The organism is Streptomyces sp. NPDC001927, assembly GCF_053594455.1.
In genome coordinates this window covers 354,932-367,370 of sequence record NZ_JBSFEN010000003.1, presented here as the reverse complement: position 1 = coordinate 367,370, position 12,439 = coordinate 354,932, and the positions used below count along the sequence as shown (strand labels likewise).

Below are 12,439 nucleotides of genomic sequence, written 5' to 3'. Positions count from 1 at the left end.
CCTCCGCGACGGACCCGGCGGCCCGCCCGTTCAGTCGGACGGCGCGTCCTCGCCCATCGCCGTACCGGACGGTGCCTGGGGGACGTCGTCCGGCTCCGCCGCGTCGTCGGACGGCCGGTAGGTGCGGCGCCCCGAGAACTCCGTGAGCAGCTCCTCCAACTCCGCGTCCTCACTGCCCTTGTGATGCTGTGTCATGACCGGCTCCTTCCTCCGCGTGCGCCCGGGCCGTGGGGACGGCCGGCGCCGTCGGCCGCTGCAGCACTTCCAGTACGTCGATGTCGGCGGCGCGCAGATACACCCCGCCGGTGTCCGGAACCTTCCCGAGGAACCGGCCGTCGGGACCCATCCGGTACTGGGCCTGCAGATAGAGGTCGCCCGGCTGCGGATAGGCCGAGACCGCCGACCTTGACCCCAGCCAACCACCTACCCACAGCCCGTTCTTGAGCCGGGCCCGGACAAAGCACGAACCCCGGTCTCGGAAGAGCGCGTCCCAGGCCGTCGGCGTCGGCTCGTACCGGGCCCTCCTGCGCCTCCGGTCCAGGCGGGCCTCCGCCCAGGCGATCCCCGCCGGCACCAGGACCACGAGGAGGAGTGCCGCGATCCCCGCCTCCCTGGGGTGCGCGAGCACCCCGGCGACCGGCCCCTTGCCCTGCCCGCCGAGCAGCCGCACCAGCCACGGCCCGGCGGCCACCGCGTACACGGCGTCGAGCAGTGCGCCGGCCGCGATGGCCCGCACGATCCGGTTCTGCGGTTCCTGCTCCGCCGCGACCGCGCCGCGCAGATGCTCGCGTACGGCCTGGTAGAAGACTCCGGGCAGCACCAGGATCAGCAGAATGGTCAGCTGCTGCACCGTTCCCGGAACCATCGTTCCCTCGCTCCCACTTCCGTCGCGCGCGCCGCCAACTCCCCGGCCCACACCGTACGTCGTGCGAGGTCTCATGCGGGAGCACGGGTGATCGAATCGATAGGATGGCGCGATTCGCCGCACCATGGGGGAGGTTGCCGTCGTGAGAATCGCGCTGCTCGGCCCGGTCGGGGCCACGGCCGACGACGGTTCGGTCAAGGACGGTTCGATAGAGGACGGGCCGGCCGTCGACATCGGGGGCGTACGGCTGCGCATGCTGCTGGCCCGGCTCGCGCTGGAGGGCGGCAGGCCCGTCTCCGTCGACGCGCTCGTCGACGGCCTGTGGGGGGCCGACTCCCCGGCCGAGGCGCAGAACGCCCTCCAGGCCCTGGTCTCCCGGCTCCGCAAGGCCCTGCGGGGAGCGGCCACCCTGGAGTCCGTGGCCGGCGGCTACCGCCTGTCGGTACGGGACGAGGACGTGGACGCCCACCGCTTCGAGGAGCTGGCCGCGCGCGGCAGACGCGAACTGGCGGCCGGGCACGTGGAGGAGGCCGCGTCGCTGCTCGGTACGGCCCTCGGGCTGTGGCGGGGCCCCGCGCTCGCGGACGTCCTGGACGCCCCCTTCGCCCGCGCCGCCGCCACCCGCCTCGACGACCTGCGCGCCACCGCCGCCGAGGACCGCTTCGACGCCGAACTCCGCCTCGGCCGGTGCGCCGAGGTCCTCGCCGACCTCGAAACGGCGGGCACGGAACGCCCGTTGAGCGAGCGCGTCGCCGGGCTGCGGATGAAGGCGCTCTCCGCCGCCGGGCGCCAGTCCGACGCGCTCGCGGTGTACGAGCAGATACGCGGTCGCCTCGCCGACGAACTGGGCGTCGACCCGTCGCCCGAGCTCCAGGAGATCCATCTCGCCCTCCTCCGGGGCGAGTTGACGACCCCCACCCGTGCGGAGTCGGTGGCGAGCCGCCTCCCGGCCCGGCTGACGAGCTTCGTCGGTCGCGAGGGGGAACTGGAGCGGGTCGCCGGTCTGCTGGACTCGTCCCGGCTCGTCACCGTCGTCGGCTTCGGCGGAGCGGGAAAGACCCGGCTCTCCCTGGAGGCCGCGGCTCGGCACCGGGCCCACGACCGCGGCCGGGTCTGGTTCGCGCCGCTGGCGAGCATCGGCCCCGGGGACCAGCTGGCCGACGCGGTCCTCGGCGCGCTCAGCTCCAAGGACGGCCGCGTCTACGACAGTGGGCAGGGCGGGCGCCTCACCCCCGTCGACCGGCTCGCCGAACTCTTCGAGGGCGGCGAGGCCGTGCTCGTCCTGGACAACTGCGAGCACGTCGTCGAGGCCGCCGCCGAACTCGCCGAGGAACTCCTCGACCGGCTCCCGAGGTTGAGGATCCTCGCCACCAGCCGCGAAGCCCTCGCCATCACCGGCGAGGTGCTGTGCCCGCTCGGCCCGCTCGACCTCCCCGCGACCGCCGACGAGCTTACTGAGTCCGCCGACGCGACCGCCGTCCGGCTCTTCGTGGACCGGGCCGTCGGCGTCCGCCCCGACTTCGTCCTCGACGCCACCACCGTGGGCCCCGTGGTGGAGATCTGCCGCCGCCTCGACGGGATGCCGCTCGCCCTCGAACTGGCCGCCGCCAAGCTGCGCTCCATGCACGTGGACCGGATCGCGCGCCGCCTCGACGACCGCTTCCGCCTCCTCACCTCGGGCAGCCGCACCGCGCTGCCCCGGCAGCGCACGCTCCTCGCCCTGGTCGAATGGAGCTGGGACCTCCTCGACGAGCCCGAACGGACCCTGGCCCGGCGGCTTTCGGTCTTCCCGGGCGGTGCCACGGTCGCCGCCCTTGAGGGGGTCTGCGCCGACGAGACCCTGCCCGCCGAGGACGTGGCGTACGTCCTCGACACCCTGGTCGAGAAGTCCCTGGTGACCTGCTCGGGCGAGGACGAGCCCCGGTACCGGATGCTGGAGACCGTACGGGCCTTCGCCGCCGACCGGCTCGTCACGGACGGGGACGACGTCGGCCTGCCGTTCGCCGACCACTTCCTGGCCCTGGCCGAGGAGCTCGAACCCCTCCTCCGTACCCGCGAACAGCTTCGCGCGATCGCCGCCTTCGACGCCGAGCACGACAACATGGCCGCCGCCCTGCGCTCGGTCCTCGACACCCGGGACGCGGCCCGCGCCGCCCGCTTCGTCAGGGCGCTGTTCTGGTACTGGGGGATCAGGGGCATGACCACCCAGTTCGAGACCTTCCTCGGGGAGGTCCTGAACCTCGGCGACGCGCTCCCGGAGGAGACGCGGACGGCCTTCGGGCTCGTCCGGAGCGCGGCCGGCCCTCCGGACGCCGACGACCCCTTCCTGGAGAAGACCGACGTCGACCGCGCCGAGGTGCTCGGCTTCCACCCGGCGCTGCCGCTGCTGCGGATGTCCCAGCTCGCGGGCGACACCGACCAGCGGGAGCGCGGGCTCCAGCAGTCCTTGCTCTCCCAGGACCCCTGGGTCCGGGCCAGCGCGTACTGGGCACACGACTTCGTCCTCTCCGAGCAGGGAGACCTGGAGAGCGGAGCGGAGGCCCGGGCCGAGGCCCTGCGCGGCTTCGAGGAGGTCGGCGACCGCTGGGGACTGGTGATGAGCCTGCTCGCGCTCGGCCGGGACCACTCCCTGCGGGGCGACTACGGCCCCGCACTCGCGGCCTTCGAGCGAGCCGTGGCGATCAGCTCCGAACTGGGAACGGAGGAGCACCTCACCTGGACCAAGTACCGGCTCTCGCAGGAACGCTCGCGCTCCGGGGACAACGAGGGCGCGCTGCGCGACATCCTCGCGGCTCAGCGGCAGGCCCGGGAACTGGGCCACCGGCGGGTGGAGGTCGGTCTCCTGACCCAGCTCTCCTACGTGTACCGCGTCGCCGGTGAGCTCGACCGGGCCGAGGAGGCGCTGGACCGGATGGAGAGCCTCCTGCACCGGCTCCCGTACCCCGAGGAGACAAGCCGGGACATCATCGCCGCCGGCAGGATGGCCAACCTGATCGTGCGAGGCGCGGCCGAGGAGGCGCGCGCCCTGCTGCCCCGCGCCGTGCGCGGCCATGTCGCCCGGGGCGACAGCAACGGCCTCACCTGGGTGGTGGAACAGCGCGCCCTGCTGCTCGCCCTGGAGGGGGACCCGGTCGGCGCGGCGGTGGGCCAGGGGATGTCCCGTGTCGTCCGCGGCGCGTTCGACCACGGCGACCCGCACATGCGGTCCCTGGCCGACCGCCTGACGGCCCAACTCGGCGAGAACGCCTACCGCGAGGCGTTCCAGCGCGGCGCCACCATGCCCCGCCAGGAGGCACTGGCCCTGCTCACCGACTGCGCGGCACCGCCGGGTACCGAGGCCTGACGGAGCCCGCGCCGGCCGTCAGAGCGGTCACGACCTCCTCCAGGTCCGGCCGGCGCAGGCCCACCTCCTCGGTGCCGACGCCCGCGCGCTCCAGGCGGCGTACGAGTGCGGACAGGAGCATCGGATCGGTGGCCGGTGCGGAGAAGAGGCCGGTGTGCCGGTCGTGCGACGGGACGGCGCCGGTCAGCTCGGTCAGGATCCGCTGCACCGCGTCCCCGTCCCCGGCCAGGCTCGGGCGCACCCGCAGCGACGGGTCGCCGAGTCTCCGCTTGAGCTCCTCCGGGGGCCCTTCCGCGACGACCCGGCCGCCGTCCAGGACGGTGACCCGGTCGGCGAGCCCGTCCGCCTCGGCCGGGTGCCGGGTCGTGAACAGGACGGCGGTCCCCTCCGCCGCCCGATGCCCGACGACGTTCCACAGCAGCGCGGCGTCCGGCTCGTCCAGGAGCAGGACCCGGGGACTTCCGAGCAGGTCGCCGGCCTCCCGACCGCCCGCGGGCCACTCCATGCCCCAGATCAGCTCGCGGACCCGCGCCCCCTCCCGTACGACGTCGTGGCCGCAGACGGTCGCGCGGCCCGCGTCCGGCCGGTCGAGGGCGGCCAGGACGCGCAGGGCCGTGGTCCTGCCCGCTCCCTGCGGGCCGAGCAACGCCACCACCTCGCCCGGCCGCACCGCAAGGTCGAACCCGTCCAGCGCGACCGTGTCCCCGTACCTCTTGACCAGGCCCTCCGCCCGGACGGCGTACGACATCGTCCATCCCCTTCCTTCCGCTCCCCGGCGTTCCCGACGGACCCGCCCCACGATGTCCGGCGCCGCTGACAGCGCGCTGACGGCGCGTTGACGGCCGGGCCGCGTCAAGAACGCGTACGGACCAGCCAGGACTGCGTCAAGAGGGCGCAAGAGTGGCGTGAATGCGACCGCCCGGGGGCCGAACCTGAGCGGACCTGCCACGAAAGGGATCAGCAAGATGGCCGTCCTGACCACCGAGCCCGGTGCCGCCCCCAGCGCCGAGGAGCCCCCCGATACCGGTGCACGCCACCGGCTGACCGCCGTCACCGGGCTCGCCGCGCTGTCGCTCGACGCGATGGCATCGGTGGCCTACGGACCCGAGGCGATCGTCCTCGTCCTCGCGGCGGCCGGCGCCCACGGCCTCGGCTTCACCCTCCCGGTCACGCTCGCCATCGCCGGCCTGCTGGCCGTGCTCGTCGCCTCGTACCGGCAGGTCATCCGGGCCTTCCCGGACGGCGGCGGCTCCTACGCGGTGGCCAAGACCCACCTCGGCCGGCGCACCAGCCTCGTCGCCGCCGGCTCGCTCGTCCTGGACTACGTCCTCAACGTGGCCGTCGCGGTCACCGCCGGTGTCGCGGCCCTGACCTCCGCCTTCCCCGAGCTCTACGGCGACCGGCTGTGGATCTGCCTGGTCGTCCTCGTCCTGATCACCGCGGTCAACCTGCGCGGCATCGTCGACTCGGCCCGCGCCTTCATCGCGCCGACCGCCGTCTTCATCGGCGCGATCCTCGTCCTGATCGTCGTCGGCCTCTTCCGCGACGCGCCCGTCTCCACGGCCGCCTCCGCGGGCCACGCCTCCGTCCTCGCCGACAACGCCACCACCGTCGGCGCGCTGCTGCTCCTGAAGGCCTTCGCCTCCGGTTGCTCCGCGCTCACCGGTGTCGAGGCGATCGCCAACGCCGTACCGTCCTTCCGCGCCCCCGCCGCCAAGCGGGCGATGCGCGCGGAGGTCGCCCTCGGTGTGCTCCTCGGCGTCATGCTGATCGGCCTCTCGGTCCTGATCTCCCGCTTCGGCCTCCAGCCGGTCGAGGGCGTCACCGTCCTCGCACAGCTCGCCGACGCGTCCCTCGGCCACAACTGGGCCTTCTACGTCGTCCAGTTCGCCACCATGATCCTGCTCGCGCTCTCCGCGAACACCTCCTTCGGCGGCCTGCCCGTCCTGCTGAAGCTGCTCGCCCGCGACAACTACCTGCCGCACGTCTTCGGCCTGAAGGCGGACCGCCAGGTCCACCGCCACGGTGTCGTCTGGCTCTCGGTCGTCTCCGCCGCCCTGCTCGTCTTCTCCGGCGGCGACACCAACACCCTCGTCCCGCTCTTCGCGATCGGCGTCTTCGTCGGCTTCACGATCGCCCAGACCGGCATGGTGCTGCACTGGAGCCGCGAGCGCGGCCCGCGCTGGGTCGGCAAGGCCTTCCTGAACGGCCTCGGCGCCCTCCTGACCGGCGTCTCCGCCGTCGTCGTCACGGCGACCAAGTTCCACGACGGCGCCTGGCTGATCGTGATCGCGCTGCCGCTGCTCGTCGTCCTCTTCGAGACCGTGCACCGCGCCTACGGCAAGATCGGTGAGCGTCTCGGCGTCGGCCGGATCCCCGAGCCCCCGCACCGCGAGCGTTCGCTGGTCCTCGTCCCGGTCTCCTCCCTGACCCGGCTCACCAGCGAGGCCCTCACCGCGGCCGTCTCCCTCGGCGACGAGGTCCGTGCCGTGACCGTCTGCCACCCGGAGCCGGACGACCGCGCCGCGACCGAGGCCCTGGAGCGCGACTGGGCGCTCTGGAACCCGGGCGTCGACCTCGTCCGCCTGCCCTCCGAGCGCCGCTCCCTGGGCCGCCCCATCACCGCGTACGTCCGCGAGCTCGCGAAGACCGAACCGGACACCCGCGTCACGGTCCTCATCCCGGAGGCCGAGCCCGCGCACCTGTGGCAGCGGCTCCTGCAGAACCAGCGGGGCGCGGTCGTCGCCCACGCCGTCCGGCGCGACACCGACGCGGTGATCTGCCGGCTCCGGTTCCGCTGCTGACACGGAGGATCCCCGCGGATCCGCCGTAAGAAATCCGTCAAGGACCCCTCCGCCCGTTGCCGCGTACGCGACACCGGGCGGAGGCTTGACGTGTACGGAGCCGCGCGTACGGAGGTGCACGATGGCCGTTCCGCTCCGGGACACCGTGGCCGTGGCCGCCGGAGTCCTCGCCCCCTTCGCCGCGGCGCTCGTCCTGGTGCCGCTGCGCGACAGCGTCACGCACACCAATCTGGCGCTGCTGCTCGTCGTCGTGGTCGTCGCCGTGGCGGCCCTCGGCAACCGGATCGCCGGTGCGATCGGGGCCCTGTCGGCCGCCGCCTGGTTCGACTTCTTCCTCACCGCGCCGTACCAGAGCTTCCACATCGAGGACCGGGCCGACATCGAGACCTCGGTCCTGCTCCTGGTCGTCGGCCTCGCCGTCTCGCAACTCGCGGCGCGCGCCAGGACCCTGAAGCGGATCGCCGTCACCGACGCCACCCACCTGGAGCGGCTGCACGGCACGACACGGCTCGCCCGCTTCAGCACCTCCTCCGACGACATCGTCCGCCGGGTGCGCGCCGAGCTGACCGACGTACTGGACCTGAGCGCCTGCCGCTTCGAGCAGGGCTCGCTGATCGGACGCCCGCCGCGGCTCGATCCGGACGGATCGGTGAAGGTGCAGGGCTGGATCTGGGACCTGGACCGGCAGGGCTGGCCGGAGGGCGAGATCGAACTGCGCGCCGTCGCGCACGGCCGCTACCAGGGGCGCTTCATGATGAGGCCCGCACCCGGCTCCGTACCGCCGCCGCTGGAGTCCCGCCTGGTCGCCCTCGACCTCGCGGCCCAGGCGGCCGCGGCCCTCGCCGAGGACGGCAGGACCGCGACGCCGGTGTGACGCCCGTACGACCTCGCTGGCTCAGGCCGCCGCGGCGATCTGAGGCACGCGCCCCGCCGAGCCCGCGACATGGTGGACGTACTCGTGGTCGAGCCGGAATCCGGCCGTCCAGGCCAGCAGCCGGCTCGGGCGGTTGTCGCGGGAGCAGCACCAGCTCGCGGTGCGGCCGCGCTCCGCCACATCGGCTACGAGCCGGGTGACGCACGCGAGGGCCAGCCCCTTGCGGCGCGCGTCGGGCGCGGTCGCGCAGGCCAGGTCCTCGTAGCGGCTGCCCAGGAAGCGCGTGCACGCCACGGCGACGATACGGCCCTTGTGGAACGCGGCCCAGGCAAGGCCGGAGGAGGCGAGCCCGGCCGGGCCGTCCCAGGTGTCGTGGATCCAGGCCATGGAGGGGTCGAGCGCGGCGAGGGCCGGGGCGTCCTCGGCGGAGAGCCGGCGCACCCGCACCCCGCGCGGCACCGGGGAGGCGGCGACGGGCACGCGGTGGATGTAGAGCATCCGCTCCCAGGGCGTGACCCGGTCGAACGCGCCGCCCAGCAGCGGCAGGAAGCGGTCCGCGGCCTCGACGTAGTGGTCGGCGAGCGGAGCGAGGTCGGCCGGTGTCATGGCCGTCGGGTCGCCCGCCAGGAGGGCGTGGTCCCCGCAGGAGACGGCGACCGCGCGCGGTCGCTCGGCGCGGTCGGTCCACCAGCGGCCGTGGCCGGTGGTGAGGACGTGCTCCGCGAGGGCGGCCGTCCCGGGGGCACCGGTGGGGAACGCCCGGGCGGGGGCGGGGGGCTGGTGGGACGGGTGCGGGAACACGGAGACCTCCTTCGGGAACAGGACCTGGGGACGGGACGGGGGCGGCCCGCGTAATGGACGGGCCGCCCCCCTGGCACTTCAGCGCTGACCGGCCCTGGAGCCGTGGTTCGCCTTCTTCTTGCGGCGTGCCTTCTTCTTGCGGGCGCGCTTGGACATGGACGGTGTTCCTTTCGGTGGTACGGGGGGTGAAGCTGGTCCTGGAGTCGTCAGGCGGGCTGGCCGACGAGCAGGTCGGCGAGCTTGTTGAGGCGCTTGACCGTGCGCTCCTCGGACGCGGCCGCGGCCGGCTCGACGCGGTGCTCGCGGTCGTAGTAGGCGCCGTTGACGATCTCGACGGCCGGGTCGCAGAGCCGCACGACGTGCTCGGCACCCTCGGCCGGGGACACACCCTCGTGGGCGTAGAGCGGCAGCAGGCTGGTGGTGCAGATGCCCGGGTGGACGGAGACGGCGGTGACGCGCGCGTCGGCGGCGAAGACCGTCAGCGCCAGCTGGGACTGCGCGTACGCGGCCAGGCGGGAGTAACGACGGGTGCGGTTGGGGTCGTTCCACTGGATCGAGCCCGTGCGGTGCAGCGAGGAGGAGACGTTCACGACCCGGCCGCCCGGGTCGGTCGTCAGGGCCGGCTCGAGCAGGTGCGTGAGCAGGTAGTGCGCCAGGAAGTTGACCTGGAACGCGATCTCATTGCCGTCGGGGGTCACGGTGTGCCGCTCGGGGGCCGCCATTCCGGCGTTGTTGACCAGGACGTCGAGGTGCGGGTGCTCGGCCAACACACGGGCGGCGAGCTGTTCCACCTCCTCCAGCCGCGTGAAGTCCGCGGAGAACGCGCACAGTCGGGACCCGTCGACGTCGGCCAGCGTGACGAGCCGGTCGGTGGCGGCGTGGGCCTCCTCGGCCGTGCGGCCGTGGACGAGCACGGTCGCACCGCGCTCGGCGAGCAGCCGCGCGGTCTGGTAACCGATGCCGGAAGTGGCACCGGTCACCAGAACGGTGCGGGAGGAAAGGTCGGAAACGGACATGACTGGTCTCAGTCCCTCAAGGGTGAAGAGTGTTCGGGTACGAAGAAGGGGCGCCGGACTGTGAAGTCACGACGCCCCGAGGCAGATGTGGAGACGGTCAGCGGAAGGCTGCGGTCTCCGGACAGCGGAAGGCTGCGGTCTGCGGACAGCGGGGCTCACGACGGGGCGCCTGATGAGGCGGCCGATCGAGAAGGAGCCATGCGCTGTTCATGGTGTCCATCGAACCCGCGCCGGAGTCCCGGGGCAAGCACGACCCCGTTTCCCTGACGCCCTCCTGACGGAAGTTCACCCCAGGCCGGGGATGGTGGAGACCAGGAGATCGATGACCTTGATGCCCAGGAAGGGCAGGACGAGGCCGCCGAGGCCGTACACGGTGAGGTTTGCGCTTCAGCAGGTCGTGGGCGGAGGAGGGGCGGTAGCGGACACCCCGCAGGGCGAGCGGGATCAGCGCCACGATGATGAGGGCGTTGAAGATGATGGCCGAGGTGATCGCCGAGGTGGGGCTGTGCAGCCCCATGATGTTCAGCGCCTCCAGGCCCGGGTGGGCGCCGGCGAACATCGCGGGGATGATCGCGAAGTACTTGGCCACGTCGTTGGTGATGGAGAAGGTCGTCAACGCGCCCCGGGTGATGAGGAGCTGCTTGCCGATCGCCACGATCTCGATGAGCTTCGTCGGGTTGGAGTCCAGGTCCACCATGTTCCCGGCCTCCTTGGCGGCCGAGGTACCGGTGTTCATGGCCACGCCGACATCCGCCTGCGCGAGGGCCGGGGCGTCGTTCGTGCCGTCGCCGGTCATCGCCACGAGCTTGCCGCCCTCCTGCTCCTTCTTGATGAGGGCGAGCTTGTCCTCCGGGGTGGCCTCCGCGAGATAGTCGTCGACGCCCGCCTCCTGGGCGATGGCGCGTGCGGTCAGCGGGTTGTCGCCGGTGATCATGACCGTACGGATGCCCATCCGCCGCAGCTCGGCGAACCGCTCCTTGATGCCGTCCTTGACGACGTCCTTGAGGTGGACGATCCCGAGGACCCGCGGGCCGTCCCAGTCGTGCACGGCCACCAGAAGAGGCGTGCCGCCCGCGTCCGCGATCGCGTCGCTCCAGGTGCGTGCCTCGTCCGGCACCCGGCCGCCGTACATCTCCACCCAGGCGATCACCTGCGCGGCCGCGCCCTTGCGGATGTGGCACGCGGCGCCGTTGTCCCAGCGCAGGTCGATGCCGCTCATCCGGGTCTGCGCGCTGAACTCCACGAAGCGGGCGTTGGCGAGCTCGCCCTCGGCCGGCGCCCGCAGCCCGTACCGCTCCTTGGCGAGGATCACCACCGACCGCCCCTCGGGCGTCTCGTCGGCGAGCGACGACAGCTGGGCGGCGTCCGCGAGCTTCGCCTCCTCGACCCCCGGCAGCGGTACGAAGGCGGCGGCCTCCCGGTTCCCGAGCGTGATCGTCCCCGTCTTGTCGAGGAGCAGCGTGTTGACGTCGCCGGCCGCCTCGACCGCGCGGCCCGACATGGCGATGACGTTGCGCTGCACGAGCCGGTCCATGCCGGCGATGCCGATCGCGGAGAGCAGCGCCCCGATCGTCGTCGGGATCAGGGTCACGAGCAGCGCCACGAGGACGGTCGCGGACGGGGCGGCCTCGGCGTACGCGGCCATCGGCTTCAGGGCCACGACGACCAGGATGAAGACCATGGTCAGCGCGGCGAGCAGGATGTTGAGCGCGATCTCGTTCGGGGTCTTCTGCCGCGAGGCGCCTTCGACGAGGGCGATCATCCGGTCCATGAAGGAGTGGCCGGGGCGGGAGGTGACCCGGACCAGGATCCGGTCCGAGAGCACCGTGGTGCCGCCGGTCACGCCGGACCGGTCGCCGCCGGACTCCCGGATCACCGGGGCGGACTCACCGGTGACGGCGGACTCGTCGACGGCGGCGACCCCGTCGACCACCTCGCCGTCGGCCGGGATCATCTCGCCCGCCTCGACGAGGACGAAGTCGAAGAGCTTCAGGTCGCTCGCGGCGACGGCCTCCGTCTCGGTCCGGTCGAGGTCCTCCCCGTACCGCCAGTGCCGCAGCCGCAGCGCCACGGTGTCGGTGCGCGCCTTGCGGAGCGACTCGGCCTGCGCCTTCCCCCGTCCCTCCGCCACCGCCTCGGCGAGATTCGCGAAGATCACCGTCAGCCAGAGCCAGACGCTGATGACCCAGGTGAAGACCGAGGGGTCGAAGAGCGCGGAGAGGGTGGTCAGGACCGATCCGGCGCCGACCACGAAGAGCACCGGGTTGCGCACCAGGGCCCGGGGGTGCAGCTTGCGCACCGCCTCGGGGAAGCACTTGATCAGCATGACGGGGTCGAGCAGCCCGCTCCGCGCCGAGCGCCGCCGCCCCGGCCGAGGGACCGGGTTGCGAGGCGGGGCCGAGGGGGCGGACGGTGCCGAAGGCGCGTGCGGGGACGCGGGATGCATCGCGGGAGGACCTTCTGATGGGCCCCGGAGCAGCCCGCGCGGCGGACGCCCGGGGGAAGACGGCAGGGAGCGCCGTCGCCCACGGCCTGGGCGGCGCGGGGTCACCCCGGCACCCATGGTCACGGCCGCGGACGTGCGGCGTCGGTCGCTCCGTGAGGGCACGGGCCACCGGATGGGGTCGGGTGGCGCGTGCCCTCGCGAGCCGGAGACGGTCAGGCCACTGACGTCCCGGCCGGTGAGCGACCGAGACGGGAATCTAGTCGCACGGCAACGCTGCGTACGCGTTCGGG

Annotated in this window: 9 protein-coding genes and 1 pseudogene; 3 read left to right on the top strand and 7 right to left on the bottom strand. The window is 73.2% G+C overall.

The window, feature by feature from the left end:
• Positions 1 to 30: 30 nt before the first annotated feature.
• Together ACWCO8_RS09085 and ACWCO8_RS09080 are read right to left on the bottom strand one after the other, a co-directional pair.
• Positions 31 to 195, bottom strand: coding sequence for a hypothetical protein (locus ACWCO8_RS09085; RefSeq protein ID WP_451031679.1), 165 nt, complete (start codon positions 193 to 195; stop codon positions 31 to 33).
• A complete protein-coding gene (locus ACWCO8_RS09080; RefSeq protein ID WP_451031678.1) occupies positions 170 to 865 on the bottom strand; it encodes a DUF6338 family protein in 696 nt (231 codons plus the stop codon). Before ACWCO8_RS09080 ends, ACWCO8_RS09085 begins: the two co-directional genes overlap by 26 nt.
• 142 nt (positions 866 to 1,007) lie before the next feature.
• Between ACWCO8_RS09080 and ACWCO8_RS09075 the strand changes: the two genes are divergently transcribed.
• Positions 1,008 to 4,208, top strand: coding sequence for a BTAD domain-containing putative transcriptional regulator (locus ACWCO8_RS09075; protein WP_451031677.1), 3,201 nt, complete (start codon positions 1,008 to 1,010; stop codon positions 4,206 to 4,208).
• Here ACWCO8_RS09075 and ACWCO8_RS09070 read toward each other — a convergent pair.
• Positions 4,171 to 4,956 carry an ATP-binding cassette domain-containing protein gene (locus ACWCO8_RS09070; protein WP_451031676.1) on the bottom strand — a complete coding sequence of 262 codons (786 nt, stop codon included), beginning with the start codon at positions 4,954 to 4,956 and terminating at the stop codon, positions 4,171 to 4,173. The two genes, ACWCO8_RS09075 and ACWCO8_RS09070, sit on opposite strands and share 38 nt — an antisense overlap.
• 217 nt (positions 4,957 to 5,173) lie before the next feature.
• Between ACWCO8_RS09070 and ACWCO8_RS09065 the strand changes: the two genes are divergently transcribed.
• Together ACWCO8_RS09065 and ACWCO8_RS09060 are read left to right on the top strand one after the other, a co-directional pair.
• Positions 5,174 to 7,012, top strand: a complete 1,839-nt coding sequence (locus ACWCO8_RS09065; protein WP_451031675.1) for an APC family permease — start codon at positions 5,174 to 5,176, stop codon at positions 7,010 to 7,012.
• Positions 7,013 to 7,133: 121 nt separating this feature from the next.
• Positions 7,134 to 7,886 (top strand): DUF4118 domain-containing protein, encoded by a 753-nt coding sequence (locus tag ACWCO8_RS09060; RefSeq protein WP_451031674.1) that lies wholly within the window; start codon positions 7,134 to 7,136, stop codon positions 7,884 to 7,886.
• A 21-nt stretch (positions 7,887 to 7,907) separates the two neighbouring features.
• Here ACWCO8_RS09060 and ACWCO8_RS09055 read toward each other — a convergent pair whose 3' ends face one another.
• The 4 genes and pseudogenes from ACWCO8_RS09055 to kdpB form a co-directional block, all read right to left on the bottom strand.
• On the bottom strand, positions 7,908 to 8,687 hold the full coding sequence (locus tag ACWCO8_RS09055; RefSeq protein WP_451031673.1) for a GNAT family N-acetyltransferase: 780 nt from the start codon (positions 8,685 to 8,687) through the stop codon (positions 7,908 to 7,910).
• A 78-nt stretch (positions 8,688 to 8,765) separates the two neighbouring features.
• Complete coding sequence (locus ACWCO8_RS09050; protein ID WP_451031922.1) at positions 8,766 to 8,843, bottom strand: 50S ribosomal protein bL37; 78 nt, start codon at positions 8,841 to 8,843, stop codon at positions 8,766 to 8,768.
• A gap of 50 nt (positions 8,844 to 8,893) precedes the next feature.
• Entirely contained in the window at positions 8,894 to 9,703 is an 810-nt protein-coding gene (locus ACWCO8_RS09045; RefSeq protein WP_451031672.1) for an SDR family NAD(P)-dependent oxidoreductase, read from the bottom strand.
• Positions 9,704 to 9,988: 285 nt separating this feature from the next.
• Positions 9,989 to 12,149 (bottom strand): annotated as a pseudogene (gene kdpB / locus ACWCO8_RS09040) (potassium-transporting ATPase subunit KdpB).
• Positions 12,150 to 12,439: the final 290 nt, after the last annotated feature.

Excerpts from the sequence above, each read along its gene's own strand:
- ACWCO8_RS09045 (WP_451031672.1), bottom strand. The coding sequence starts at position 9,703 with ATGTCCGTTTCCGACCTTTCCTCCCGCACCGTTCTGGTGACCGGTGCC.
- ACWCO8_RS09080 (WP_451031678.1), bottom strand. The coding sequence starts at position 865 with ATGGTTCCGGGAACGGTGCAGCAGCTGACCATTCTGCTGATCCTGGTG.
- ACWCO8_RS09085 (WP_451031679.1), bottom strand. The coding sequence starts at position 195 with ATGACACAGCATCACAAGGGCAGTGAGGACGCGGAGTTGGAGGAGCTG.
- ACWCO8_RS09070 (WP_451031676.1), bottom strand. The coding sequence starts at position 4,956 with ATGTCGTACGCCGTCCGGGCGGAGGGCCTGGTCAAGAGGTACGGGGAC.
- ACWCO8_RS09060 (WP_451031674.1), top strand. The coding sequence starts at position 7,134 with ATGGCCGTTCCGCTCCGGGACACCGTGGCCGTGGCCGCCGGAGTCCTC.
- ACWCO8_RS09065 (WP_451031675.1), top strand. The coding sequence starts at position 5,174 with ATGGCCGTCCTGACCACCGAGCCCGGTGCCGCCCCCAGCGCCGAGGAG.
- ACWCO8_RS09050 (WP_451031922.1), bottom strand. The coding sequence starts at position 8,843 with ATGTCCAAGCGCGCCCGCAAGAAGAAGGCACGCCGCAAGAAGAAGGCG.